Genomic DNA, 26275 nt, shown 5'->3' with positions numbered 1-26275 from the left:
GCATAAATGCCGCCTTTTTTCTGATATTAAATATATTTTTTTACAATACCATCATCCAGCAATTGCTGGAAATGTTCACAGACACTCTCACGCACATCGCGATATTTAATGCCCAGCTCTTTCACACTGCGTTGCGCATTAAAATAAATTGGATAGCCCATATTCAATTTTACAAACTCACGTGAATGTCCGAGAACAGGCGCAACAAATGAAAAGGCTGTTTTTGGCACTGTAAAGTGCGGGAATGGAAACTTATAGCCAAACTTCTGAGTAAGTGCCTTACCCATGTCCAATAAGCTGAGTGTGCCACCACAAATGATATAGCGGCCCTGTGCTTGTGGATTCAATGCCGCAGCCACATGTGCATCGGCAACATCACGGACATCGACAATACCATTCCACATCGGTGGAACACCAAATAAGGTGGTGCCATTACCGAACTGTTGTAATACTTCAATACTACCTGACTGGCTCGCATCGGTGAGGGATGGTCCCATCACTAAGGCGGGATTAATACAGACTAAATCCCAACGCTTTTGTTGTTCCGCCATTTCCCATGCTTTGCGCTCAGCAGCAACTTTTGAGTATGGGTAAGGCTGATGGGTTTCGCTACTGGTATTGTTCCAATGGCTTTCATCAAACTCATTGTTTGCGGTATTTTGAATCTCAACTGCATCACCATAGGTCGAGGCAATGCTTGAAGTCAGCACCACACGTTTGACCGACTCGGTGCGATTGACGCTGTCTAATACGTTTTCTGTGCCTTTCACCGCAGGTTCAATAATGTCTTTGACTGCATCTTTATAATTGGTCACCACAAATGGAGATGCGGTATGAATCACGATTTCACAATCTTTCATGGCATCATCAAATGAACGCGGTTCAAGCAAATCTGCTTTAAAAAATTCAATCTTGCCAGAAGATTGATCTGCCAGATCGTACAAATGCTGAATCTTATTTTTCTTTGATGGATCACGCACTGTGGCATGAACCGTATAACCTTGCTTGAGCAGACGTTCGATAATCCAGCCTGCAATATAACCCGTCGCGCCAGTGACCAAAATTGGTTTGCTTTTATCCATTGTGGTTTCCACATTATGTTTTTGTGATTGCTGTTATTTACCGAATTTTGCTCAAACAAACAACAGCTGAGCAGTCATTTTTTATGATTTTTTGATCAAAACATCAGCGGAATAAGAAGCATTGCTAATGGTTACAAAAAATCAAACAAATGATTTTCAATAGGATTATCTCTTTTTAAAGTGATAAATGATATGCAAAGGCTTATTTTATTTAGATAAATTGAGCTAATTAGAACTGTAAATGCGTATGTTTCTCATTTTAATTTTATAAAAATCATAAACTTACACACTTTTGTTTTTGCAATTCTATTGTAACTTGGCCATAATATTGTCATTCGATAGGAGTAAGTATTATGCGTGGCAATCCAGAAGTCATCGACTATTTAAATATGCTCATTGGCGGTGAATTGGCTGCTCGTGATCAATATTTAATTCATTCAAGAATGTACGAAGATTGGGGCTTGAGCAAGATCTACGAGCGTATTGACCATGAAATGCAAGAAGAAGCATCTCATGCGGATTCAATCATTCGTCGTGTGCTGTTCTTAGGTGCTCAACCAAACATGAACCGTGAAGACATCAATGTCGGTAGCGATGTTGTCAGTTGTTTAAAGGCTGATTTAGCACTTGAATATCATGTGCGTGAAAAATTGGCAGTGGGTATCAAGCTGTGTGAAGAAAAAGGCGATTATATTAGCCGTGATATGTTGCGTCAGCAGCTTTCTGATACAGAAGAAGATCATACTTACTGGTTAGAAAAGCAATTGCGTTTAATTGAATTGATTGGTTTGCAGAATTATATTCAATCACAAATTTAATCGATCAGATTGAACTTGTGAGGCATAAAAAGAGAACTTCAAATGAAGTTCTCTTTTTATTTTTAGGGGGATAAATTATTTACGCTACTGTAAGACTAAGACTAAGACTAAGACTAAGACTTAGAACTTTTTACTATAATTCACGAATAAACGATCTTCGCCAAAGTCATTGCCATGTTTCACATCATAGTCAATGCGGATGTATTGCAGTGCAAAGCCTTTGAGATAAGGCTGCTGAAAAGCATAGTTCAGAATAATATTGGACTCAGTTTCGTGGTTTTTATCACCATTGGCTGCCTTAAAGTCATGACCATAAACATATTTCACCATCGCATTTAGCCCAGGCACGTAGTCCTTAAAATCATAGCCATACATCAAGTGATAAGACTTTTCATTCTTTTTGAAGAAGCCTGTGGCATTCCAGTTGATAAAATAAGTTTCAGGCAGAAAACCATCAGGCAAAGGATAGGCAGACTCCCCGATAATCTGTTGATAGCCCAAACCAAAAGACTGATTATTCACTTTTAACATTTCCAGTATTCCAATATTTTGGGCATCAATATCAAAGTTACTACTGTCATTTTTGGCATTGAAATATTTAAACTTGGAATTTAGTGAGAAGTTGGATTGTTTCCATGTATGGTCTAACCCAAGATAGTGTTTATTGTAGAGGTCTTCTAAATTGCCAAAGTAGTATTCGGCCTTCAATGATGGCGTGAGCTGATAGCGCAGATCTAGATAATTTAAGCCATCCGAGTAAACGGTTTTGCCATTCGCAGTAAAAGAAAATTTCTTAAAATCTTCTTCATTACGCGGTGATACTTTGGTGACTCGGCCTATTTCGGCATAGAGCTGATCAGAAAGTTGTGACTTTAAATTGGTCCCCCAGTATGATGCCAACAACTGGCGACTGGCATCTACCGCCGTCACAGGAAGATCCAGCCAGAGTTCACCGACACTGAGCAGTGTTTTGTCATAGCCCAGTTTGAGGGTCGCGCCATATTTTAAATAGTCAGAGGCTTGTGATTGGGTTTGGGGATCAAAGGGCAACACGGTATCTGCGACATGCTTATCCTTGCTTAAACGCACTGCATATTGCACCGAAGCATCTGCACCAATCGTGACGGGCTTATCTGCGATTTGTAGGGGTGTATCCTGCATATTTGATTTGTAGAATAAAGACGCTGCTTGTGACCAGCTACCTGTATCTTTAAGGCTTGGATTGTCATAGTCACGATTAATATAGGCATTTTTAAGTGTGAATTTCCATTGATCTTGAGTTGGCTGAGCTGTCTCCGCAGCAAAAACCATTGGGCAAGCCAAGCCGCCCATTGCCAAGGTTACAACCGTTAAACGCGTAGGGGAAAAGCGCTGTAATAATTTCATAATCCATATCCGAAGTCAGTGCGCCAGTCCTCGGCGCACATGGTTTTATTGCTGAGTCAGTGAAGATTGTGGGTTAAAGCTTGTTGCGGGTTGAGCCGCAACCGAGACTTTCAAATTCACCAAGAAGATGGCGAACGCCGCGATAATGCCGGGAATCGCGATAGCGAGGAAATTCATTTGATGGGGCAGTTCAAAGGTCAGCAAAGCACCAGTTAGGACAGGGCCAATGATGGCACCGATTCGTCCAATACCCGAAGCCCATCCCATACCGGTTGAACGTACTGCGGTGGGGTAGAATTGCGCCACAAAGGTATAGAGTAGAATTTGAGAGCCAATCGTGGCTGCACCTGCAATCGCAATCAGGCTGTATAAAATAAATTGTGGGCTATTGAAACCAAGTAAGATTAGGGCAGCAGCACCGATCACAAACATGCTGGTAATGACGGGTTTTAAGTGAAATTTATCTGCCAAAGCGCCACCGCCAATCGCACCGACCATACCTCCAATATTGAGCGCAAACAGGAACAGCATACTGGCACCTAGAGAATAACCCGCCTGTAGCATCAGTTTTGGTAACCAACTACCCAATGCATAGACCATTAACAGACACATAAAGAACGCCACCCAAAACATAAAGGTGCTAAAACTACGACCTTGTTGGAATAGGGCGCGAACAGGTGCATCAGTCGTGGTACTTTCATTCAGAACCAGTTCTGAATGATTGCTTAATTCAGTCTCAGGTGCGATTTTACTGACAATCATTTTGGCTTGATCGTGATGATTAGACTTCACCAAGAAGGCGAGTGATTCAGGCAGAAATTTCCAGATCACTGGTAACAGTAACAGTGGGATACCTGCAATTAAAAACATGATTTGCCAACCCATGTCTTTGACCAGCCATGCACCCAGTAAGGCAGAACTCATCCCGCCTATGGCATAACCACTAAACATCAATGCAACCAAAGTACTGCGGATTTTTTTTGGCGCATATTCGGTCATGAGTGCAACCACATTTGGCATCACACCACCAATGCCAAGCCCCGCGATAAAACGTAAAATGGCAAATTCAGTGGGGCTTTTTGCAAAAGCACCTAAGAAGGTAAAGCCACTAAATAAAGTGACACAAATCAGAATGGTTTTTTTACGGCCTAGTTTGTCTGAGAGCGTGCCAAAAATCATGGCACCGAACATCATCCCGAATAATGCTGCACTGGCAAGCAATCCCGCTTGCACGGCAGTCAGTGACCATTGCTGCATCAGCAAGGGTAAGGCGACACCATAAATAACCAGATCGTAACCATCAAAAATAATAATGATGAGACACCAGATTAACACTTTCCAGTGAAATACCGTAAAACGGGCTTTATCAATAATGTCATTAATATTGACCTTATGTGTATCCATTGCTTCACCTCCAATTTGTGAAGTACCGAGTTATTTTTTATTAAGCTATTTTGTTATTGGGTGAGAGTCAAAAACCTAATTGATATATCTTTATGTCTTTAAGGTATTGTGATTATATTGAATTAAACCATTGAAATTTATAATTTTATTATTTATATTTAATTTGTTTTAAAAATATGAGTTAAATATTAAATCGTGAGAATTTTAACTATTTTATGATGTTTAAATCTTATTTTTTATAATTGAAAAATCACTAAATAAACTTATGGCGTGATTAAAAATAAGTCAGGATATTTTATTTTACCTATTGGTTAAAATAATAAGAATAATGATGAGCATCTAATTAAGTTGAGTGAGTTGAGATTTTAAAGTGAGATTTTTGAAATTGCCTTACTGAATTTTGATCGCTAAGCTTTAGGGGCAAAGCAGTCTGTTATTTGACAGCAAGGCGGAGTTCTTGGTCTTTATTGTCTGTTTCTAGATCGACTTGACTGGAGTACGCAGGGTGAGAATGAAGTGGGCAATCACTCCAATGCAAATACCCCAAAACACAGAGCTTAATCCTAAAAAATGCATGCCTGAAGCTGTCGCCAGAAAGGTAATCAGTGCGGCATCGCGCTGTTGGTCATTTTTCATGGCAACGGCAATATTGGTGGAAATTGCACCGAGCAAAGCCAAGCCTGCTAAAGCGGCAACCAATTCTTTCGGTAGTAAACTAAATAGCATCACAATACTGCCGGCAAACAGTCCACCAAGAATATAAAAAATCCCATTTGCTATCCCTGCGATATAGCGTTTTTCTTTTAGTTCATGTGCATCTTTGCCCATACATAACGCTGCTGTAATGGACGCGAGTACAATAGTAATACCGCCGACACAGGCCACAGCGAGAGAGGCAATACTGGTGACACTAATAATCGGTTTGGCGGGCGTGTCATAACCACTGAGTTTCATGATGGCCATACCCGGTAAAAATTGACCAGTCAGGCTCACCAAAATCAAGGGTAGTGCCAGATTTAAGGTGGAGTTCCATGTCCATTCAGGGCTGATCCATTGCGGAATGGCAAGGTTAAAACTGATCTCAACTGGATTCATTTTTCCCAAGAATAAACTGAGTGAAATACCCGCTGCCAATACCCAGATCATGGTGTAGCGCGGCATCAGTCGTTTCGCTATCAGAAACACAATCAGCATGCTAAACACAATCAGTGGCATGTTATCTGTGGCTGTAAATAGATTAATGCCAAATTGAAACAAGATGCCTGCCATCATGCCTGCAGCAACATCTTGCGGAATCCATCTCAGCAGTTTGTCAAAACAGCCTGTAATCCCAATGAGAAAAATCACGATGGCAGAGGTGATATAGGCAGCGACTGCTTCATTGAGCGAAATGTCGGGAAATAAGGTGACCAATAAGGCTGTTCCAGGTGCAGACCAAGCAGTAATGACGGGAGTTTTATATTTAATTGATAGATATATCCCTGCAACTGCCGCGCCAATGGAAATGCCCCAAATCCATGACACCATCATCTCTGTTGAGACATGGGCACGTTGTGCCGCCTGAAAGAAAATAATCAGTGGTCCTGAATAGGAAATCAGAACCGCAAGAAAACCAGCAACCGTGGCTGAAATGGACCAATCTTGTTTTAATGTTTTGAGTAAAGTTGTCATTGGGTGATGGCCTCCATGCACATCCGGTACTTTATCTGAAATGCAAAAGATCAGGGCTAACCCTGATCTCCACCTCCCACTGGGATGACGCTGCCCGTGATATAGGACGCATCATCGGATGCAACAAAGACAATGGCTTTGACTTGTTCCTCAATATTGCCATAGCGTCCCATAAATGTACGGTCTATGGTTTGATCGACGACCTGCTGCATCCAGTCTTTTTCATTTTGACTGAGTGGATTGTTATTGCGTGGTACTTTGCGTGGTGGGGCTTCGGTTCCACCTGTGGCAATGGCATTGACCCGAATTCCATCTTTGGCATGTTCAAAGGCCAACGATGCCGTCAGCGCATTGACGCCACCTTTGGCGGCAGAGTAGGGAATACGGTTAATCCCGCGAGTCGCAATCGATGAAACATTGACGATCACGCCTGCCTGTTGTTGAATCATTGCAGGTAAGACCGCTCGGCAGCACCATAAAGTTGGAAACAACGAGCGATTCACTTCCTTAATAATTTCCTGTTCAGAAAATTCCTGAAAAGGTTTCATCCAGATTGCGCCGCCAACATTGTTGATCAGCACATCGACTCGATCAAAATGTTCAATCGCTTTGGCAACGACACTTTGTGCACCTGCAAAGCTTTCCAAATCTGCTTGAATGGTAATGGCATCAGCACCGAGGGTTTTTACTTCAGCCAGCACATCCTGCACATAATCAGAACGATCAGCCAAGACCAGTTGCGCACCTTCAGACGCGAGTTGTAACGCAACCCCACGGCCAATACCCTGAGCACTGCCTGTGACAATTACCACTTTATGCTTAAATCTTTGAGTTTGAGACATGGCTTGATTTCCTGTAGCTATTAATTCGCAGAGAACTTTTCGAACAGGAAGCTGGCTGGTTTGATCTGTTCTGTATCTAACCAGCCACGGACGGCTTCGACCATTGGCACAGGACCACACAGATACACATCAACATCGCCACTGTTTAGCCATTCAGATTCGATATGACCTGTGACATAGCCTTTACGCGCATGCTGACTGTCAGGATGTGCAACGACAGTCCGATATTCAAACCAAGGGAATTTCGCCTGTAATTCTGCTAGTTTCTCCAAAGCCACCAGATCAAAATCGTTGGTCACGCCAAAGACTAAACGCACAGGTTGGTTAGAACCTTTTTCTTCAAGCACCTGCAGCATCGAAATGAAAGGGGCAATGCCTGTACCACCTGCCAGCATCAGCACAGGACGAGTGACATTACGCAGATAGAAGCTGCCGAATGGACCTGTGAAGCTCATCTTGTCGCCTGCCTGCGCGGCCTTGCTTAAGAAGTCGCTCATTTTGCCATTTGGGACATTACGCACCACAAAGCCAGTTAAACGGTTGCCCGGCTTTGAGCTAAATGAATATGAACGGGTTTCACCTGTTTCAGGAATAGCGACATTGACATATTGTCCTGCAAGGAAATGAATATCGGGTTGACCTTCATCGAGTTGAATATCGAAAGTAATGGTCGAGTCAGAAAGATTTTCTACCCGAGCCAATGTGCCTTGGAAAGAATGAGTTTCGGTTTTACAGACATCAGATGAAGCCTGAATTTGGAATACAGCATCTGAGCTTGGACGACATTGGCATGCCAGAATATAACCTTGCTCTGCTTCTTCAGGCGTCAAAGCATCTTCGATATACGTTTCTTCTGGCATGTCATAACTACCAGATTCACAGAAGGCACGGCAAGTACCACAGGCACCATCACGGCAGTCTAACGGGATATTAATTTTTTGGCGATAGGCTGCATCGGACAGGGTTTCACCTTGAGCAACACTGATAAAACGTGTCACACCATCTTCAAATTGAAGTGCTACATTGTGGTTTGACATGAGACGTATCCTACAAAATAATTTAAATTTGGGACCCCAACCAACAGTCCATTTGGCTGAGGCGACCTATTTTTTACAGGTGGTAGATATCAATCACTTGATTGATATAGTCATTTTTAAGCACGATATACTTGCTTAGAATTTTTGCTTCTGCACCAGAACAATCAATGACATAACGTGACATGCCAAAGTAGCTATAGGTGGTTTTGTAGCGGAAGCTCAAGGTATTCCAATTGAAGCGAACCGTGAGTTTATCTCCGTCGCGCGCTACGATTTCAACGTTGGCAATATTGTGGCAAGTACGGGTATCAGGCATGGTTGCAGAGGAGCGTTCAGTTTTGATTCGGAACACACGGTCTTCTAAACCTTGGCGATCTGGATAATAAATCAGCGATATTTCAGCTTGGGGATCTTCGGTGAGCTGATCATTGTCATCCCAAGCTGGCATCCAGAAACTGGCTTCAGGCGCATAGCAATTGAGCCAGTCGTCCCATTGTTCGTCATCTAAAAAGCGTGCTTCACGATAGAGAAACTGGGCAATATTTTCCAAGCTGCTTTTATCTTGAATACTCATGCGTTTTCTCCTTGAGCAGCAATTTGCTTCTCAGCGACAATGGCGTGTTTCATGGTATGCAACCAATATTGATGTTGCGCCAGATAGAGGCCTTCATCTTCGGTTTTAATTCCGCTTAACATCGGTTTAAGACCAATTTCATTGGCTGCATCATCAGGTCCATAAATCCAGTGTTTTGAACCACGGCACATATCATTCCATTCCAGTGAGATGCCTGCATAACCAGCCTGACAAGCACGGAATTCTTCTAGGTCATCGGGTGTGGCCATGCCTGAGGCATTAAAGAAATCTTCGTATTGACGAATACGACGCGCACGCGCCTCCGGGGCTTCACCTTTCGGCGCAATACAGTAAATCGTGACTTCAGTGCGATCGACTGAAATAGGACGTAACACCCGAATTTGTGAACCGAACTGATCCATTAAATATACGTTTGGATAGAGACAGAGATTGCGCGAGCGCTCAATCATCCATTTCGACATGGCTTCGCCATACTTCTCGGTATATTCATCTGCTTTAGGGAAGTTTGGGCGATCTTCTGGATTGGCCCATTGCGTCCATAGCAGCATATGACCATTTTCAAAGCCATAAGAACCACCGCCTTGTTTGCCCCAAGAGCCTGCACTCATGGCACGAATATTATCGGCAGCTTGGGTCTCTTTGCGGTGTTGTGTGGTTGCAGCATAGTTCCAGTGCACTGCTGAAACGTGATAACCATCAGCACCATTTTCCGCCGTCAGTTTCCAGTTTCCTTCATAAGTATAGGACGATGTGCCGCGTAGAACTTCTAAACCATGTTCGGATTGATCGACAATCATGTCGATGATTTTGCTGGTTTCACCCAAGAATTCTTCAAGTGATGGCACATCTGGATTGAGACTGCCAAACAAGAAACCTTTGTAATTTTCAAAACGTGCGACTTTTTTCAGATCATGTGAACCGTCTTGGTTAAAGCAATCTGAGTAGCCCGCCTCACTTGGATCTTTGACTTTGAGAAGTTTGCCTGAGTTGTTAAAGGTCCAACCATGGAAAGGGCAAGTGTAAGTGGCTTTGTTACCGCGTTTATGACGGCAAAGTTGCGCACCACGATGGGAACAGGCATTGATCATGGCATTCAGCTCGCCGTTACGGTTGCGGGCGATGATGACTGGCTGACGACCAATATGAGTGGTGTAGAAATCGTTGTTATTGGGGATTTGGCTTTCATGTGCAAGATAAACCCAATTGCCTTCGAAAATGTATTTCATTTCGAGATCAAATAGGGCTTGATCGGTAAATACTGAGCGATGCAGTTTAAATTCACCCGTGTCGATATTATCGACCAGTAATTCATCAATGCGGTCAAGATGGCTGGTATTGATTACAGGAATACGTGGCATGTCCGTTCTCCGACTTTCCAAAACTGTGGAAGTCATCGAGTTGCGCTTAAAGCGTCTCGATATCCTAATAAGTTGAATGTGGCGAGTGTTGTGGCTTTAACCGATAAGGATGAATGTGGGCAGCTGGAATCTAGCGGAAGCGATTCATAACTTCATCGGTTTATCTCTTGTCTATACCTTAAAAGAATGAGTAAACTCTGTCTAAGACTGAATTTATATTTTTATATATCTTAAAGGTATGGAAACCTCATGGAATTACGTCATTTACGGTATTTTGTTGCGGTTGTTGAAGAGCAGAGCTTCACCAAGGCCGCAGAAAAACTATTTATTGCTCAACCACCTTTGAGTCGACAGATTCAAAATTTGGAAAGTGAGTTGGGTATTCAGCTGTTTGAGCGGGGTAGCCGACCTCTACAAACCACACCTGCGGGACATTTCTTTTATCAGCATGCGATTAAACTTTTGTCTAATGCAGAAGAAATCAAAAGTATGGCGAAACGGATTGGACTGATCGAACGCAGTGTTACGATTGGTTTTGTCGGGTCGTTGCTTTATGGTCTATTGCCACGGATCATTTATTTGTTTAGGCAGCAGCAGCCACATCTCAATATTCAACTGGTTGAAATGAGTACCACAGAGCAGTTGCAGGCTCTAAAGGAAGGTCGAATTGATGTGGGCTTTGGACGCTTGCGGATTAGTGATCCTGCGGTCAGAAGAATTTTACTGCGGAAGGAACGTTTGGTTGTGGCGGCACATACCAGCCATCCGATTGCACAGCGGACAGAAGGGGTCTATCTGGCAGATCTGATTGATGAAAAGATGTTTATGTATCCTACTTCACCGAAACCTAATTTTTCGACTCAACTATTGAATATTTTTGCCGAGCATAGTTTAGTGCCGAAAAATATGCATGAAGTGCGGGAAATTCAACTGGCCTTAGGTCTGGTGGCGGCAGGCGAAGGCTTGTGTGTGATTCCTGCCAGTGCCGATACCATTCGTTTTCCACATCTCAATTACATTCCAATTTTGGATAATGGTGCGGTTAGCCCAATTTTTCTGACGGCACGGGCAATGGATCGTAGTGAAGACCTACAGCTGTTATTTGATTGTGTTTATCAGGTGTATGATCTGGAAGGCATTCCGTATCAGCGGACCGTATTTACACTGGATCAGAATCCGATTGATGATTCTAATGGCATTGATTTTTAAACGAGTATAAAAATGCCTAGACTTCAAACAACTAGGCATATTATCAGCTCGATAAGCTGACTCAAAATCTTCAATGCGATTATTTGCTTTGTAAGGTTTTTAAATCCTTCAATACTTGATCGGCATGAGTTTGAGTATTCACGCTGGTGTAGTGATACATCACCGCACCTTGAGGATTAATCAAAAAACTCTCACGTTTGGCAATTTTAGTAATACCCAAGTTTCGAACAATACCAAATTTAGTTGCCAGTTCGCCCTGATCATCAGCAAGAATCGGGAACGGTAGGCCGAGTTTTTCTGAGAATTTCTGATGCGATGCGACATCATCTAGACTGACACCCAGTACCACCGCATTTGATTTGGTAAATTGAGGGTAGAGTGATTTAAATTGATTGGCTTCTTGAGTACAGCCTGCCGTGTTGTCTTTAGGGTAGAAATATAGCACCACCCATTTGCCTTTATATTGATTTAAGGTGTGCCATTTGCCAGTTTGATCTTGTAGTTTAAAGTCTGGTGCGGACTGTCCAACCCATTCTTTTTGTGCAGTATCTTGCTTAGAAAATAAGGTACTTTGTGCGCTACTGAGCGTCGGTGCACTGAGTAAAAAAAGTGAGCTACATAAAACGAGAACTTTGGACTTTATCGTATTCATCATGTTGATCTCAAAGTGTAATAGCAGCTACTTTAGCAAATTTAGACATTGGATGTGTTAGAAAATTCTTTACAGGATTTTGCTCTGCTTTATATATTTAAATTGAATAGTGATAAAAAAAGAAAAGGTAAAAGCATGGATGTTGGTGCAGTTCTGATTAGATTAAAAGCTAATACACAGGCTGAGGTCGAGGCTTGGCAGCAAGAAATTCAACAACGCAAAGTAGAAGCCATTCAAACACTTCAAGCTGAAGGGGTAACCGTTGAATCTTGGTTTCAACTTGAATTGAATGGAGATCATTATTTACTCGCCTATATGCGTGCTAAAGATATTGCTTATGCACAACAGGTCGCGAGAAATAGTCGCTTTGAGATTGATCAAGTTCATCGACAGTTTAAGCAACATTGGGAACAGGTAATTCCAGCGCAGCTTTTGGTAGATTTGGAAAATAATGAGGAGTGTTAATCAGGGTATACTGCGTTGAAGTTTTTGAAAATGAGCAAGCACGTGACCTATAAGATTCTACTCATTACTGGATGGGGTGGTGGTGCCGAATTATTAAAACCTCTACATGAGGCTTTAGAACAAAAAGGACATAGCGTTGAGCGGCTTAATATTTTTAGTGCCTTGGATGCTGGCATCTTGCAACAGCAGGTTGAACGTGCAGTGAAATTTGATGTGATCATTGGATGGTCGCTTGGTGGACAACTGGCAACATTACTGGTTGATCAGATCCAACAACAATATGCTGAACAGAAAGTTTTAATCACTTTAGCATCGAATCCGTGTTTTATGGCACAAGCTGATTGGACCACAGCCATGCCTGTTGAAACCTTTATGCAGTTTAAACAGTCATTTGAACAGGATGCCATTAGTACGCTAAAACGGTTTGGCTTGTTGGTGTGTCAAGGTGCCAGTTCAGCAAAGAAAGATTTCTTGGCCATGCAAAAATTGATTCGTCCGCAAGCGATTGCATTGCTTAGGGATGGATTGCAGTTGCTGGAGCAATTAAACTTGGTTGAGTTGTATGAAAATTATCAGGGTAGGCAGTTGCATGTCTTTGCCGAGCATGATGCTTTAGTTCCTTACCAAGTTATACGAAAAACTGAAGATTTAGCTGCAAAGAATTTATCTGTAGTTTCTGTTGAAGGTGCTTCTCATGGTTTCCCTTGTTTTATGGTTGAACAGACTGTGCAAATAATTGAAGATTTTATTCAATAGACGGTTTAATCTTGCTTGAATTGAAAGTTCTCGCAATATATTTTAGATTTTGACAAGTTTAAGATAAAGTTTATTTTATAGGCCTAACGGAATCGTGCCGAGTTCTCATCCATTTTTAGGATATGCCTTCGGCGACCTACTTTTCTTTCGGGAAAAGTAGGCAAAACCTGAGGTACGAATAGCAAAGATTAAGAATCTTTGCAGTACCGCAAGGCGAAAGCTTTGCTTAATTGTGAACTATGCACATCGTTTGTCTTGCGCTATGCCAAAGCTTTAATCGCTTTGGCTTGCTCAGGTTGCAGATGACATTTCCGAGTATCTAAAAGTGTGATTAGGCTGATGGAAAATTTTGAAATAGCAGCAAATGAGGTAGAGGATGACCGATTTATTTGATTTAGAACATATATGGCATCCCTATACTTCGATGTTAAATCCACTGCCAACCTTTAAAGTGAAACGTGCCTACGGTGCAACGATTGAATTAGAAGATGGTCGAACTTTGGTTGATGGCATGTCGTCATGGTGGTGTGCGATTCATGGTTATAACCATCCTGAACTGAACCAAGCGGTTTCAGACCAATTGCAGAACATGGCGCATATCATGTTTGGCGGTCTGACCCATGAACCTGCGATTGAATTGGGCAAATTATTATTAAAAATTACACCGCCGAACTTAGATAAGATTTTCTATGCAGATTCAGGTTCGGTTGCCGTAGAAGTAGCCTTAAAAATGGCTGTGCAATATTGGGCTGCGTTGAATCAACCCGCGAAAACCAATTTTATTACCACCCGTTCTGGCTATCATGGTGATACTTGGAATGCGATGTCGGTGTGCGATCCAGTCACGGGGATGCATCAGATTTTTGGTACAAGTTTACCGAATCGAATTTTTGTACCCGCGCCACAAAGCCGCTTCGATGCAGAATGGGATCCGCAAGACATTCATGAACTCAAACAGCAGATTGAGCAGCATCATCACACTATTGCCGCCCTGATTATCGAGCCAATTGTTCAGGGTGCAGGTGGGATGCGTTTTTATCATCCTGAATATTTACGTCAGGCAAAAGCTTTATGTGAGCAATACAATTTATTGCTGATCTTTGATGAGATTGCCACGGGTTTTGGACGTACAGGCAAAATGTTTGCATGGGAACATGCCCAAGTAGAACCCGATATCATGTGTATTGGTAAGGGCTTAACAGGCGGTTATATGACACTGTCTGCGACTTTAACGACTAAGCAAGTGGCTGAAACCATTAGTCGTGGTGAAGCAGGTGTATTTATGCATGGCCCAACCTTTATGGCAAATCCATTGGCTTGTGCAGTTGCGTTAAGAAGTACTCAATTATTGGTGGAACAGGATTGGCAAGCCAATATTCAACGGATTGAAAAGATTCTGACTAAACAGTTAACGGATTTAGCACAGCTTGAACACGTTACGGATGTACGGGTTTTAGGTGCGATTGGTGTGGTTGAATTAACCACTAATGTGGATATGAAAACCTTACAACAACAGTTTGTAGAGCGTGGTATTTGGGTGCGACCATTTGGAAAATTGGTCTACGTAATGCCGCCGTATGTGATCACAGATGACGAACTCCATTATTTATTAGCCCAGATGAGTGAAGTCGTAAAAAATATGCAGGGAGTAAATGCCAATGTCCTTGCTTGATCATTATGCCGAGCAGCTTGAGCAACTCAGACAACAGGGTAATTTTCGCCAATTCACTTCAAATCAGCAATCTGGACGATGGATCACGATTCAAGATCGAACCATGTTGAATCTGGCATCTAATGATTATTTAGGCTTGGCCGCTGATTTAAATTTAAGAGAAGAGTTTCTTGATACGCTGAAAATCGAACGAGCGCTATTTAGTTCATCTTCTTCACGCTTACTCACGGGTAATTTTGCAGAATATGAACAATTTGAAAATAGCCTAAGCAAAGCATTTGGTCGTGCTGCCTTACTCTTTAATAGTGGCTACCACATGAATATCGGTATATTGCCTGCTTTAGCCGATAGTAAAACAGTGATTTTGGCCGATAAACTGGTGCATGCCAGTATGATTGATGGCATTCGACTTTCGACTACTCAATATGTACGTTATCGTCATAATGATTTGCAGCATCTGGAACAGTTATTGCAAAAGTATCACCAAGATGAACAAATTGAACGTATTATTGTGGTGACTGAAAGTATTTTTAGTATGGATGGTGACGAGACGGATTTAGCGGCATTGGCGCAGTTAAAGCAACGCTTTGCTAAAACCATGTTGTATGTCGATGAGGCACATGCGATTGGCGTCAGGGGAGAGCAAGGTCTTGGTTGTGCTGAACAATATGGCGTATTGGATCAGATTGATTTCTTGGTTGGAACCTTTGGTAAAGCAATTGCCTCGGTAGGAGGCTATATCATTTGTGATTCAATCATTCGTGATTATCTGATCAATAAAATGCGCCCATTGATTTTTAGTACAGCTTTGCCTCCAATCTCGATGGCATGGTCAGATTTTATTTTTAATAAAGTGTTGAGCATGCGGCAACAGCGTCAGCACTTGGCTGAGATCAGTCAGTATTTACAGCAAGCAGTGATTGCAAAAGGTTTCTCGAGCCCATCCAGCAGTCATATCATTCCAATTATCTTGGGCGAAAGCCAAGCTGCGATTGAAAAAGCACGCTATGTACAACAACAAGGTTTTTATGCCATGCCGGTACGCCCACCAACAGTGCCACAGAATAGTTCACGCTTGCGTATTTCTTTAACTTCTTTGGTGCAAAAAAACGAATTGGGACAATTGGTGGAGTGTTTGTGAGCATCAATAAAGCACTGGTTGCCCAACGTTTTGCCAAAGCAGGGCAAAGTTATGTCGAGCATGCTGTGGTACAGAAACAGATTAGTGCGCAGTTATTTGAATATTTTAAAACTTATTGTCCGCAAAACTTGCATTCAGTCCTAGAGATTGGCTGTGGTTCAGGCAATCTCACCCATTTGCTCGAGTCCTATTTTCAGGTTGAGCAACTGTTCCTAAATGACTTATATGCAGATGTCGATCAGCATTTTATAAATCTTAAACATGTAAATTGGCTAATCGGTGATATTGAACAGTTAACTTTACCGCAGTCCTTGGATGCAGTGATTTCCAGTTCAGCATTGCAGTGGATGCTTGACCTACCTGCTTTATTGCAGCGGGTTTATGCTGCGTTAAAGCCGAATGCGTATTTCTGTTTTTCTACTTTTGGGCCAGATAATCTAACGGAAATTAAACAGCTGACTGGACAGGGCTTAAATTATGTTGGCTTAGAATCTTTAAAGCGACAGCTTGAACAGCAAGGCTTTGAAATTCTATTGATACAGCAGGATCATAAGCAGGTATATTTTGATCATCCAAAATCGGTATTACAGCATTTAAAAGCCACAGGCGTGACCGCAACAGCTCAATCACATCGTTGGACCAAGCAATCCTTGCAGCAATTTTATTCAGATTATCAACAGTTTTATGATGAACAGGGTTTTGGCCTGACTTATCATCCGATTTATGTAATCGCACGGAGAATAGCATGAGTGCAGCAATTTATTTTGTTAGCGGTATTGATACTGAAATTGGTAAAACTTATGCCACAGGTTATCTCGCCAAACTTTGGACCGAACAGGGACAGCGTGTCATTACTCAGAAGTTGGTACAAACTGGGAATGTAGATATCTCCGAAGATATCGAAAAGCATCGTGAAATTATGGGCAGTGGCTGGTTTCAGGAAGATCATGACAAACTCACCATGCCTGAAATTTTTACTTATCCAGCCTCGCCACATTTAGCCACACGTTTGGATGGACGTGATCTGGATTTTGCCAAGATCGAAGCAGCGACCAAAGAATTGGCGCAGCGGTTTGAGGTGGTGCTATTGGAGGGTGCAGGCGGTTTGATGGTACCTTTAACAACAGAATTATTAACTATTGATTATATCGTTCAGCATCAATTCCCTGTGATTTTAGTAACTTCTGGACGTTTGGGCAGTATTAATCATACTTTATTGAGTTTGGAAGCCTTAAAGCAGCGTGGTTTGAGTTTGCATGCTTTGGTGTATAACTTAAAAGATGAGTCCAAAGATCCACTTATTTCGAAAGATACCGCAGATTATTTAAAAGCTTATTTGGCAAAGCATTTTCCTGATGCTCAATGGATTGAGTTGGAAAAGTTTAAATAACTTAAATTTTAATTAGAATCAAAAATAGTGGCTCTTCACGGAGTCTCGCTGAGTTCAAGCTAAAGTTAGGGATAAACTTGCGGTTCGCCCTACTTTGGTTTCGCCCAAAGTAGGCAAAGGCATTGTCATCCACAAAACCTGTTCTCTTTCTGTTCTTGTTTTTATTATTTCGCAGAAACAATATATTGCAAAATTCACGCAGGTTGTGGATGACGTTTCCGAGTATCATATTTCATGTGAGAGTTTCGATTTTATAAAAGTAAGGCCTAAAATGAACAAGAAAAATAAATTAGCTCTATCCATTTTATTTGGATTTTTGATTCCAGTCTCAACAACTCATGCTGCTGTACCAACAGATAAAACCATCATCAGTTGGATCACTAATTTACAAAATTCAAATGCCAATCCTCCTCAAGCCATTCAGATTGACTCTACCGAAGCCGTAAAACTGATCTCAGGAGAAGAAGCCTATTTATCTGGTGTGAGTTTTGAAAATGCAGGACGTAATTTTTGGGCTGGCTATGTGTTAACCCGTCCAAAATTAAAACAGGCTCGAATCTTAAAAGAGTTTGGTGGTCAATCGAATAGCTTTAAAGTGCATCCAACCGTTTATAAAGGCAAACCGATTCAACTGATCGAAATTGAAAGTGCAGGTTCAGGACAGGGCACAGTCGAATCGAGTAAAAGTCTGGTTTATTTCACTCAATGGACAAGTAAGCTAATTGCAGAGGTAGAAGAGTCTTCATATGACGGACGCTATGATGACAAATTAGGGGCAGAAGACTGTCATACTGGTCGAGATAATTCAGGTTATTTAAATGTGATGCCTTATTCCCCTTATGTGATTCGAACTACAGTCATAGGGGATGCTTGTAATAACAAACCACAAGGCTATAAGGTGAGTAGTAAGCTTATTCCTATTGTCATCAATGAAATAAAATAAAAAAAGCTAACAAGCGAACTTGTTAGCGCAGGAGTAATGTTTAATTATTTGATTAATTTTTTGTTTTTATTGTTTAGTTATTACTGACGATACCGATTTTGGTGACATTGCTCTGTTGAGCGAGTGCCATCACCATCGCGATATTCTTATATTCAGCCTGTGCATCAGGCTTAAACTTAATCTGATCCTGATCAGCTTTTTGAGCAACCGAATCAAACAAGGCTTTTAAGGCTGAACGATCAGCAACCGCTTGATCATTCCAAAAAATATGCCCTTGCGCATCAACCCGTAAATTAATAGTTTCTGGTGGCTTCTGATCTGTTGGCGGTGGTGGTGTGCCATTTGGCAAATTAATGTTAATGGCATTGTTTGGAATTGGGATAGTGATAATAAACATGATCAGCAACACCAACATGACATCAATTAGCGGTGTCATGTTGACGTCGAGCATTACATCTTCTTCATCATTTTTTGAACCCACATTCATACCCATGTGTGATTCTCCTATTATGGTGTAGAAGCAGGGGGAGTCGTAACAAAAGCGATTTTGCCAATCCCTGCTTGCTGTGTTGTGCTGATCACCTGATCAATTGCCTCATAGTGAGTCTGTTGATCGCCACGAATATGAACCTCAGGCTGAGGGCGTTTTTGTGCTTCGGCTTGTAAACGGGCAAGTAAGGTTTCTTTATTTGCAACGTGTTGTTCATTCCAGAAAATATCCCCCGTTTTATTGACGGAAAGCTGGATATTTTGTGGTGTGGTGGCATAAGGTGTATTTTTTTCTTCAGGTAGTTTTACCGGAACAGTGTGTGTGACCACTGGAACTGTGATTAAAAAGATAATCAGCAGCACCAACATGATGTCGACCAGCGGGGTCGTGTTAATCGTCCCAATCACATCATCATCACTTTGATCTGAATTAATCATCATGCCCATAATGGTGTTCCTTATTTAGAATCACGGTTCGGGTGATTACTGTTTAAGTCACCGCTGAGTAATACGGCATGCAGGTCTGAACCAAATGAACGGACATTGTCCATAACCGCTTTATTACGACGGGTTAACCAGTTATAACCAAGTACGGCAGGAACAGCCACAGCAAGTCCAATTGCCGTCATAATCAGTGCTTCACCTACAGGACCTGCGACTTTATCAATCGATGCTTGGCCTGAGATACCAATTGCAGTAAGGGCATGATAAATTCCCCAAACTGTTCCAAATAAGCCGACAAATGGCGCAGTTGAACCCACAGTGGCAAGGAAAGCTAGGCCATTGCTTAAGTGACTTTGTACTTTTTCGATGGCGCGTTGAATTGAAATGGTGACCCATGTGTTGAAATCAATACGTTCTAATAAGGTGCCATCGTGATGTTTGGTTGAACGAATACCTTTTTCAGCAATATAACGGTAGCTACTATCGGTATTTAAACTTTCTGCAGCGCTATTTAAAGACTCTGCTTCCCAGAAATGGCGTTCAGCCTCTGTACCATGGCGTTTGATTTTACTTTGTTGAAACACTTTAGACAGAATGATGTACCACGTGCCAATCGACATCAGCACCAAGATAAATAAAGTTGATTTTGCGACCAAGTCACCTTCGCGCCAGAGCGCTTCTAAGCCATAAGGGTTATGTACTTTTTCAGCGGTTGCAGGCAATGGTGGCGGGGTAGGTGCGGCTTGTGCTGCGGCATCAGTTGCTACAGTCGTTACTGCTGTGGTTTGCGTGGTTTCATCCGCCCACACGGTTGTAATTGGAAGTAAGGTCGTACCTGCGATGAGGCCAATTGCTGCGATTCGAGAAAGACGTTTTGCTGTATTTTTCATGGTTAAATTCTCCAAAAACTTGTTTGTTCAATGCATTTAATTAGGAAATCGTGAATGGATATTCGATCTCGTACCATTCTTGTTGTGGTACACCATCTTTCATTGCTGGTTTAAATGTGCACAAGCTATAAGCTTTGACTGCTGCTTTATCTAAGCTTTTACTACCACTCGATTTTTTAACTTTTGAGTCAATGACCTTGCCTGAACCGTCGACTAATACGCGAATACGCACCGTACCTTCTTCCTCATTCATTAAGGCTTCACGAGGGTATTCAGGTTTCTGACATCCCGCTTCTCCTTCGGAAACACCGCGTGAAACTCCTGCCGGTTTAGCTGGAGCCGCAGGTGCAGCAGGCGCTGTTGGGGCAGCAACAGGACTCGGACTCGCTGTTGGTGCTGGTGTTGGTGTAGCAACGGCTGTTTTGGTGGGTTGAGCAGGTGCTGGTTTTTGCACAGGTGTAACTTTCTCGACCTGTTTAGGTGGATCAGGCATCTTGGCCACTTTTTCGACCATTTTCGGTGGCTCGGGTGGCTTTTCTTTGGGTTTTGGTTCCTCTGGTTTTGGAGGTGGTTTGATGTCCTGAATAATCTGTAGTTCTACAGGTTTGTCGACGGGCTTGCTAAATTCTGTCGCTAAACTTGTCATCAGAATATAGGCGATAATGAGATGTAGAAATAACACCAGACCAATACCGACAAGGCGTTTGGCAGGTTGATTTTCACTCTCAGAAAAGGGGATGCCCATAAATACTCCTGAAATTGTAATCGGTAATTCATATCCATTAGGGGCGGTTGTGATCTATATTCAATTGAAGACAACCGCTTAGAATGTGATAAATCAGAGGATTACGGTGAATCACTACGACAGAACAATATTCATGCCGTAGTGACGAAACGCATTAAAATTTATAGGTGCCACGAACGAAATAGCTACGACCAATAGCATCTGCATAACGCGGGTCATAGCCCATTTGGAAGTTATCAACGACATTTGAAGCAGGTGGTTCAACATCAAACATGTTCTTAAGACCAAGCGTAAGCTCTAGGTTTTTGAAACCTTTATAAGTGCCTGAAAGGTTATACGTGGTATAGTCGCCTACAGAATGGTCTTGGCCATTAGAGTTTTGATCTTTATAACCTTTCGAGAAGTTCTGCTGTAAGTTGAGTGCCCAGTTCTCATAGCGCCAATCTAAATTCGCCGTATGTTTCCAGCGTAAAACGATTGCTTGATAGTCTAAGCCTGCATAACTTCCAGCAACGCCAACCCATGGCATGTCTTTGTTTTCTTGATATTGATAATCTGTCACATAAGTACCATCAATACTGATGCCAAATTGACCTGTGCTGGTCATTGGTGAACGCCAAGCCGCACCAACATCAAATCCTGAGGTTTTGATACCGCCTAAGTTTTGGTTGGTTGTGTTGATATAGTTCAGGGAACCATCTGCATTACGGATGAATTTATCCGCATATTTGACAGGGTCTGCAAAAATCGCAGTCTCTGAAATGGTGGTAATTTGGTTTTTCACTTTGATATCGAAATAATCGAGCGTGAAGACCAGGTTTTTGATTGGCTCAAATACCACACCAGCGGTAAACGAATCTGATTTTTCAGGTTCTAGGTTTTGGTTACCGCCATTTTGACGATCAAATTGCATGCCACAGTCACGCGCTGGTAAAGCACCTGTCGCTGGAACACCACCGGGACAAAGTACAGGATCATTGTAGGTTGCTGCGGTATTGGTGACGGATTTTGGTGAATGCATTTCTTGTAATGTCGGTGCTCTAAAACCTTTGGTATAGCTGGTTCTAAACATGACCTGTTTAATTGGTTCCCAACGAAGCGACACTTTTGGATTAAATGTATCTCCAAAATCACTATAATCATCGTATCGAGCTGCAAGTTGAGCTTCTAAAGTCTTATGCAAAGGGATATGTAGTTCTGTAAAGACAGCTTTGATATTGCGCGAGCCTTCATTTACTGGCTCATTCGGATCTACCCCAGTACTTGGTGCAACGCTGGCAATTTCAGCCAGTGTTTTTGATTGCCAATCATCACGGCGATAACTTGCACCAACAGCAAAACCGACATCACCAGCAGGTAAAGTGTAGATCGGGCGGCTTGCAGTGAAATCGACAGTGGTTGAGTCTAATTTAGCATCTAGATATTTACCTTTAACGCTTAAGCCATTCCAGACATTTGCATCTGCTGAGCTTTGTGCGCCAAAGGGATTGAGGGTGCCATCTAATAATGCTGAGGCAGTTTTATCATAATTGAGATAACCATTTATAACGTTATCTGCAGCGTTACTCCGGGCATAGGTCACACCCGTATTAATATCCCAGCCATATGCATCGCCTTCAATGCCTGCAAAGATACGGTGCGAGTCATTTACGCTATTGCTGACACGATTACCTGCTTGTGAGCGTAAGTATAATTCTAATGGACCACTGACATTATCCATCGCTGGTGTAATGCCATTCCCCGGATAATACTTGCTCGATGGATTCATTGGTAAATCAAAAAATACGTCAGGCGCAACTGAGGTGGTGACTTCGCTACGTGCGTAAACGTACTCACCAATCGCATTGAAATGATCATTAATTTTTGCGGTTACACGGCCCATGACAGAAACGTCTTCTGTTTTAGGAATAATGCCAATCACGGCTTGGCTGTTATAACGACAGGTCACACCATCATTACTAAAGAATAGCGGATTATCGCCACAGCCTGTTTTGGCATAAGGACTGCCGAATGTACCCGTCTTTGTATCGTATAAATTTGCAGGAAATGAACCACTACTGGTTCGATTGACACCTAGTTCAGGTAAGACGCCCCCACGACGGCTGACCTTACGGTCTTTGGCCATCACGTCTTCACCACGGCGATAATCAACAACCCCGAAAACATTAAAGCCATTTTCTTCTAAATCACCATAACCACCAAAAATGGAATAGTTTTGCTGTTCTCCCCCTGATTGTTCTGGTTTTTGGTAGTCCGCACTGAAATTTAAACCGCTAAATTGTTTTTTGGTAATAAAGTTAACCACGCCACCAATCGCATCGGTACCATAGATCGCTGATGCACCGTCTTTTAATACTTCAATCCGATCAAGCATGGCCAGTGGAATGATATTTAAATTGGTGACACCGCTGTCATAAGCATTGGCTGCCAAACGACGGCCATTGAGTAGAACCAAAGTCTTATTGGCGCCGATTCCCCTTAAATTTGCGGCAGAGCCTTGTGTTCTACTCGTTCCGACATTGGAAGCCGTGACAAAGTTAGATTGATTGGCTGTAATTTTTGAGAGTGCTTCTTCGGTTGTTGTGACCCCTTGTTTTAGAATTTCGTCTACTTTGACAATGGTAATCGGGGATGCACTCTGTGCTGCAACGCCTTTGATGGATGAACCTGTAACTGCAACTTTTACGACTTTGGCTGCTTTTTCCTCGGAAGGCGATTCAGCATCAGCAGCGTGAGCCATGGTTAAACACAGCATACTTAAACTGAGCGTACTGAGTTTAAGTATGTTTCTGCTCGCTTTTGGCAGAGCACTTGGTTGAGCGAAGTTGGCTTTTTTCATTGATTATTTAACCCCTAAATGGATTGCCACTCTAAAAATTCTATAAATCCGTTTTAGCAAGAGCTGTGCCAAACCCTATTTTTAGATTTCGCTTAATGTAGAATAAAATGTGTAAAAGTGTTTTAGTTTTTATATATAAGCTTTTCATATTTTTACTAAATATTAAAAATATTGAAATAATTTTAAATGTGGAATGGTTACCATAAAGTTCCAAAAAATGTATGGTTTTGTTATGCATTAAAATGAATCATAAAGTTTTATTTTTGCTTTTTTCTGGTGCGAATTGGTTTTTATTGTTATAAAACATTAGGTTTGTTGTTTTTATTTCATTGAAATTGAAAATAATATATAAAAATATGATTTGGCATAAAGTTACTTTTATTTAAGATGCGTGAAAATTAAGCCGGCTTAGAATACGTTTTGATTAAAAAATAAACATGATTTTTTTATTTGAAAAGTGGCATGAAATTAGCTAGGTAATTTGCGATCTTTAAGGGGTTTTTCTTTTGACTTAATTTTTCCAACTGGTAAAACATCATTAAATAAATGATTTTTTAATAAAAAATTGGAATAACAAAAGCTGAAAGGGAAACGGTTGTAGTGTTGAATGCTATGCGAAAGTCTAGTATTTATTAAAAAACGATGATGTGAGCACTGATTTGAAGTCAACTTTTTTTACGGTCACTGTGTTATCAACCATTATTACATGTATGCCGATGGGCTATGCGAAAACGCCTGCTCAAGCAGATAAAGTACTCCGTGTTGCTTTTGAAGCGCCAGATGATGGTTTTGACATGGTTAAAACTTTTAATTTTTATAGTGGTAGTGTTGCCGATGTAATTTTTGAAAGGCTACTTCAATATGATTATCTCGCAAGTCCAGTTAAATTAGTCCCTGCAACGGCTGAGAGTTTACCTGTGATTGAAAAAAATGGTCAGGTTTATATATTTAAAATAAAGCCAGGGATTTATTTTACCGATGATCCAGCATTTAAAGGCAAACGTAGAGAGCTGGTTGCTGAGGATTATGTTTATTCAATTAAGCGTATCTTAGATCCCAAGAATCATGCCTCGGCATTTTCTTTTATTGATAATAAAATTATTGGTGCGAATGCGCTGGTTGAGCAAGCCAAAAAAAACGGCACATTTAACTATGATGCCAAAATCGAAGGCGTAAAAGCACTGGATAAATATACGATTCAATTTACCTTGACGCAACCTGATTATAATTTTCCTTATATATTGGCTTATAGCACCTTTGGCGCGACGGCACGTGAAGTGGTTGAGTTTTATAAAGATCGTTTAGCAATGCATCCTGTTGGTACGGGACCATACATGCTCAGTAAGTATGTACCACGCAGCAAGATCGAATTAGTGGCCAATCCCGATTATCGAGGTTTTGTCTGGAATTTTAAATCGACAGGGACGGCATGGGATAACCAACTGGTTAAAGAAATGAGTGGCAAGCAAATGCCGCAAATTGGCAAGGTCAATATCAGCATTATCGAAGAAGAACAATCACGTTGGCTCGCCTTTCAATCCAAACAACTGGATTTTGATAAGGTCACTGAAAATGCAATTCCCAAAGTTCTTGATCAAAATAATCAGTTAAAAGTTGCTATGCAAAAACAGGGCATACGACTCTACGCAAACAAAGAGGCAGAGATCACCTATTCGATGTTCAATATGCGTGACCCTGTTGTTGGTGGGAATAGTCTCGATAAAATTGCGTTAAGACGAGCAATCGCGATGTCTTTTAATGTCAATGAATATATTCGTATCTTAAGAAAAGGACAGGCGGTTAAGGCTGAAATGCTTGTGCCAGCGGGTATCAGCGGTCACAACCCAAATTATCGCAGCAGTGTTGGTTATAACCCCTTGTTAGCCAATAAATTACTGGATCATTTTGGTTATAAAAAGGGAGCAGACGGCTATCGTAATCTGCCTAACGGTAAGCCATTAACGCTAAAAATAAATACAGAAACGGGATCAGCCAAGGTGATCTCCTCAGAGCTTTGGAAAAAAAGTTTGGATGCGATTGGTATTCGCTCTGATTTTAAAGTGAGTAATTTTGCCGATAACTTAAAAGCCGCAACCCAGTGTCAATATATGATGTGGAGTGGTGCGTGGCATGCGGATTATCCAGAGGGTGAAAATTTCACGCAATTGCTTTATGGTCCGAATGTTGGTCGCGGTAATCAATCCTGTTATCAGTCAGCTGCTTATGACAATTTATATAAACAGGCGATGCAGCAAGCCCCTGAAAAACGTATGCCATTCTATGAAAAAATGAGTCGCCAAATTGAAGCAGATGGAACGTGGATTTTACAAGATACACGGATTCGGAACTGGTTGATTCAACCAGAGGTGCAGGGATTTAAAGCTCATCCAATTATGAATACCAACTGGCAATACTTAGATATTGTTTCACCAAATCAAAAATAAGTG

General features: G+C 41.7%; 24 protein-coding genes. 10 read left to right on the top strand and 14 right to left on the bottom strand.

Going from position 1 to position 26275, the window contains the following annotated elements; translation table 11 throughout:
• Nucleotides 1-26: 26 nt before the first annotated feature.
• Nucleotides 27-1082, bottom strand: a complete 1056-nt coding sequence (locus F896_RS05015; RefSeq protein WP_016164557.1) for an SDR family oxidoreductase — start codon at nt 1080-1082, stop codon at nt 27-29.
• A 353-nt stretch (nt 1083-1435) separates the two neighbouring features.
• Here F896_RS05015 and ftn point away from each other — a divergent pair, with 353 nt between their 5' ends.
• Nucleotides 1436-1900: a heteropolymeric bacterioferritin subunit Ftn gene (gene ftn, locus F896_RS05020; RefSeq protein WP_016164556.1), complete on the top strand. Its 465-nt coding sequence runs from the start codon at nt 1436-1438 to the stop codon at nt 1898-1900.
• A 120-nt stretch (nt 1901-2020) separates the two neighbouring features.
• Here ftn and F896_RS05025 read toward each other — a convergent pair whose 3' ends face one another.
• The 7 genes from F896_RS05025 to benA form a co-directional block, all read right to left on the bottom strand.
• The gene (locus tag F896_RS05025; protein ID WP_016164555.1) at nt 2021-3286 is read right to left on the bottom strand and encodes an OprD family outer membrane porin; all 1266 of its coding nucleotides are present in this window, start codon (nt 3284-3286) and stop codon (nt 2021-2023) included.
• Nucleotides 3287-3331: 45 nt separating this feature from the next.
• On the bottom strand, nt 3332-4690 hold the full coding sequence (locus F896_RS05030) for an aromatic acid/H+ symport family MFS transporter (RefSeq protein WP_016164554.1): 1359 nt from the start codon (nt 4688-4690) through the stop codon (nt 3332-3334).
• A 477-nt stretch (nt 4691-5167) separates the two neighbouring features.
• The gene (gene benE / locus F896_RS05035) at nt 5168-6361 is read right to left on the bottom strand and encodes a benzoate/H(+) symporter BenE (RefSeq protein ID WP_016164553.1); all 1194 of its coding nucleotides are present in this window, start codon (nt 6359-6361) and stop codon (nt 5168-5170) included.
• 56 nt (nt 6362-6417) lie between these two features.
• A complete protein-coding gene (benD, locus tag F896_RS05040; protein WP_016164552.1) occupies nt 6418-7203 on the bottom strand; it encodes a benzoate diol dehydrogenase BenD in 786 nt (261 codons plus the stop codon).
• Nucleotides 7204-7223: 20 nt separating this feature from the next.
• Complete coding sequence (gene benC, locus F896_RS05045) at nt 7224-8240, bottom strand: benzoate 1,2-dioxygenase electron transfer component BenC (protein WP_016164551.1); 1017 nt, start codon at nt 8238-8240, stop codon at nt 7224-7226.
• 73 nt (nt 8241-8313) lie between these two features.
• Complete coding sequence (gene benB, locus F896_RS05050; protein ID WP_016164550.1) at nt 8314-8814, bottom strand: benzoate 1,2-dioxygenase small subunit; 501 nt, start codon at nt 8812-8814, stop codon at nt 8314-8316.
• Entirely contained in the window at nt 8811-10193 is a 1383-nt protein-coding gene (gene benA, locus F896_RS05055) for a benzoate 1,2-dioxygenase large subunit (protein ID WP_016164549.1), read from the bottom strand. The genes benB and benA overlap by 4 nt, the downstream gene beginning before the upstream one ends.
• 249 nt (nt 10194-10442) lie before the next feature.
• On the opposite strand from benA, the gene F896_RS05060 reads away from it, so the two are divergent.
• Nucleotides 10443-11402, top strand: a complete 960-nt coding sequence (locus F896_RS05060) for a LysR family transcriptional regulator (protein ID WP_004655319.1) — start codon at nt 10443-10445, stop codon at nt 11400-11402.
• A gap of 79 nt (nt 11403-11481) precedes the next feature.
• Here F896_RS05060 and F896_RS05065 read toward each other — a convergent pair whose 3' ends face one another.
• Nucleotides 11482-12057 (bottom strand): peroxiredoxin, encoded by a 576-nt coding sequence (locus F896_RS05065; protein ID WP_004804900.1) that lies wholly within the window; start codon nt 12055-12057, stop codon nt 11482-11484.
• A 132-nt stretch (nt 12058-12189) separates the two neighbouring features.
• Here F896_RS05065 and F896_RS05070 point away from each other — a divergent pair, with 132 nt between their 5' ends.
• From F896_RS05070 to F896_RS05100, 7 genes are all read left to right on the top strand, one after another.
• The gene (locus F896_RS05070; protein ID WP_016164548.1) at nt 12190-12519 is read left to right on the top strand and encodes a DUF6176 family protein; all 330 of its coding nucleotides are present in this window, start codon (nt 12190-12192) and stop codon (nt 12517-12519) included.
• 42 nt (nt 12520-12561) lie between these two features.
• On the top strand, nt 12562-13275 hold the full coding sequence (locus F896_RS05075; protein ID WP_032882432.1) for an alpha/beta fold hydrolase: 714 nt from the start codon (nt 12562-12564) through the stop codon (nt 13273-13275).
• Nucleotides 13276-13651: 376 nt separating this feature from the next.
• Complete coding sequence (bioA, locus tag F896_RS05080) at nt 13652-14947, top strand: adenosylmethionine--8-amino-7-oxononanoate transaminase (protein WP_016164546.1); 1296 nt, start codon at nt 13652-13654, stop codon at nt 14945-14947.
• Nucleotides 14934-16088: an 8-amino-7-oxononanoate synthase gene (locus F896_RS05085; RefSeq protein ID WP_016164545.1), complete on the top strand. Its 1155-nt coding sequence runs from the start codon at nt 14934-14936 to the stop codon at nt 16086-16088. The genes bioA and F896_RS05085 overlap by 14 nt, the downstream gene beginning before the upstream one ends.
• Complete coding sequence (gene bioC / locus F896_RS05090) at nt 16085-16837, top strand: malonyl-ACP O-methyltransferase BioC (RefSeq protein WP_016164544.1); 753 nt, start codon at nt 16085-16087, stop codon at nt 16835-16837. The genes F896_RS05085 and bioC overlap by 4 nt, the downstream gene beginning before the upstream one ends.
• Nucleotides 16834-17478 carry a dethiobiotin synthase gene (gene bioD / locus F896_RS05095; protein WP_016164543.1) on the top strand — a complete coding sequence of 215 codons (645 nt, stop codon included), beginning with the start codon at nt 16834-16836 and terminating at the stop codon, nt 17476-17478. Before bioC ends, bioD begins: the two co-directional genes overlap by 4 nt.
• Nucleotides 17479-17749: 271 nt before the next feature.
• Nucleotides 17750-18421 carry a hypothetical protein gene (locus F896_RS05100; RefSeq protein WP_016164542.1) on the top strand — a complete coding sequence of 224 codons (672 nt, stop codon included), beginning with the start codon at nt 17750-17752 and terminating at the stop codon, nt 18419-18421.
• 73 nt (nt 18422-18494) lie between these two features.
• Here the strand turns inward: F896_RS05100 and F896_RS05105 are convergent, their stop codons facing one another.
• The 5 genes from F896_RS05105 to F896_RS05125 form a co-directional block, all read right to left on the bottom strand.
• Nucleotides 18495-18914: an ExbD/TolR family protein gene (locus F896_RS05105; protein ID WP_004804909.1), complete on the bottom strand. Its 420-nt coding sequence runs from the start codon at nt 18912-18914 to the stop codon at nt 18495-18497.
• Nucleotides 18915-18928: 14 nt separating this feature from the next.
• A complete protein-coding gene (locus tag F896_RS05110) occupies nt 18929-19357 on the bottom strand; it encodes an ExbD/TolR family protein (RefSeq protein ID WP_004804911.1) in 429 nt (142 codons plus the stop codon).
• Nucleotides 19358-19368: 11 nt separating this feature from the next.
• A complete protein-coding gene (locus tag F896_RS05115) occupies nt 19369-20244 on the bottom strand; it encodes a MotA/TolQ/ExbB proton channel family protein (RefSeq protein WP_016164541.1) in 876 nt (291 codons plus the stop codon).
• Between the two features lie 40 nt (nt 20245-20284).
• Nucleotides 20285-20989: a TonB family protein gene (locus F896_RS05120; protein ID WP_016164540.1), complete on the bottom strand. Its 705-nt coding sequence runs from the start codon at nt 20987-20989 to the stop codon at nt 20285-20287.
• Nucleotides 20990-21143: 154 nt separating this feature from the next.
• Entirely contained in the window at nt 21144-23828 is a 2685-nt protein-coding gene (locus tag F896_RS05125; RefSeq protein WP_016164539.1) for a TonB-dependent receptor, read from the bottom strand.
• Nucleotides 23829-24487: 659 nt separating this feature from the next.
• Here F896_RS05125 and F896_RS05130 point away from each other — a divergent pair.
• Nucleotides 24488-26272, top strand: coding sequence for an ABC transporter substrate-binding protein (locus F896_RS05130; RefSeq protein WP_016164538.1), 1785 nt, complete (start codon nt 24488-24490; stop codon nt 26270-26272).
• Nucleotides 26273-26275 lie beyond the last annotated feature (3 nt).

This window comes from Acinetobacter genomosp. 15BJ (genome assembly GCF_000400715.1).
Classification (GTDB): domain Bacteria; phylum Pseudomonadota; class Gammaproteobacteria; order Pseudomonadales; family Moraxellaceae; genus Acinetobacter.
The sequence above is the reverse complement of the archived record's forward strand: the minus strand, read 5'-3'. Positions and strand labels throughout refer to the sequence as shown.

Excerpts from the sequence above, each read along its gene's own strand:
- F896_RS05070 (WP_016164548.1), top strand. The coding sequence starts at position 12,190 with ATGGATGTTGGTGCAGTTCTGATTAGATTAAAAGCTAATACACAGGCT.
- F896_RS05015 (WP_016164557.1), bottom strand. The coding sequence starts at position 1,082 with ATGGATAAAAGCAAACCAATTTTGGTCACTGGCGCGACGGGTTATATT.
- F896_RS05105 (WP_004804909.1), bottom strand. The coding sequence starts at position 18,914 with ATGGGTATGAATGTGGGTTCAAAAAATGATGAAGAAGATGTAATGCTC.
- F896_RS05110 (WP_004804911.1), bottom strand. The coding sequence starts at position 19,357 with ATGGGCATGATGATTAATTCAGATCAAAGTGATGATGATGTGATTGGG.
- F896_RS05125 (WP_016164539.1), bottom strand. The coding sequence starts at position 23,828 with ATGAAAAAAGCCAACTTCGCTCAACCAAGTGCTCTGCCAAAAGCGAGC.
- benD (WP_016164552.1), bottom strand. The coding sequence starts at position 7,203 with ATGTCTCAAACTCAAAGATTTAAGCATAAAGTGGTAATTGTCACAGGC.
- benB (WP_016164550.1), bottom strand. The coding sequence starts at position 8,814 with ATGAGTATTCAAGATAAAAGCAGCTTGGAAAATATTGCCCAGTTTCTC.
- benE (WP_016164553.1), bottom strand. The coding sequence starts at position 6,361 with ATGACAACTTTACTCAAAACATTAAAACAAGATTGGTCCATTTCAGCC.
- F896_RS05065 (WP_004804900.1), bottom strand. The coding sequence starts at position 12,057 with ATGATGAATACGATAAAGTCCAAAGTTCTCGTTTTATGTAGCTCACTT.
- F896_RS05100 (WP_016164542.1), top strand. The coding sequence starts at position 17,750 with ATGAACAAGAAAAATAAATTAGCTCTATCCATTTTATTTGGATTTTTG.
- F896_RS05085 (WP_016164545.1), top strand. The coding sequence starts at position 14,934 with ATGTCCTTGCTTGATCATTATGCCGAGCAGCTTGAGCAACTCAGACAA.
- F896_RS05120 (WP_016164540.1), bottom strand. The coding sequence starts at position 20,989 with ATGGGCATCCCCTTTTCTGAGAGTGAAAATCAACCTGCCAAACGCCTT.
- F896_RS05115 (WP_016164541.1), bottom strand. The coding sequence starts at position 20,244 with ATGAAAAATACAGCAAAACGTCTTTCTCGAATCGCAGCAATTGGCCTC.
- F896_RS05030 (WP_016164554.1), bottom strand. The coding sequence starts at position 4,690 with ATGGATACACATAAGGTCAATATTAATGACATTATTGATAAAGCCCGT.
- ftn (WP_016164556.1), top strand. The coding sequence starts at position 1,436 with ATGCGTGGCAATCCAGAAGTCATCGACTATTTAAATATGCTCATTGGC.
- F896_RS05060 (WP_004655319.1), top strand. The coding sequence starts at position 10,443 with ATGGAATTACGTCATTTACGGTATTTTGTTGCGGTTGTTGAAGAGCAG.
- benC (WP_016164551.1), bottom strand. The coding sequence starts at position 8,240 with ATGTCAAACCACAATGTAGCACTTCAATTTGAAGATGGTGTGACACGT.
- F896_RS05025 (WP_016164555.1), bottom strand. The coding sequence starts at position 3,286 with ATGAAATTATTACAGCGCTTTTCCCCTACGCGTTTAACGGTTGTAACC.
- benA (WP_016164549.1), bottom strand. The coding sequence starts at position 10,193 with ATGCCACGTATTCCTGTAATCAATACCAGCCATCTTGACCGCATTGAT.
- bioD (WP_016164543.1), top strand. The coding sequence starts at position 16,834 with ATGAGTGCAGCAATTTATTTTGTTAGCGGTATTGATACTGAAATTGGT.
- bioA (WP_016164546.1), top strand. The coding sequence starts at position 13,652 with ATGACCGATTTATTTGATTTAGAACATATATGGCATCCCTATACTTCG.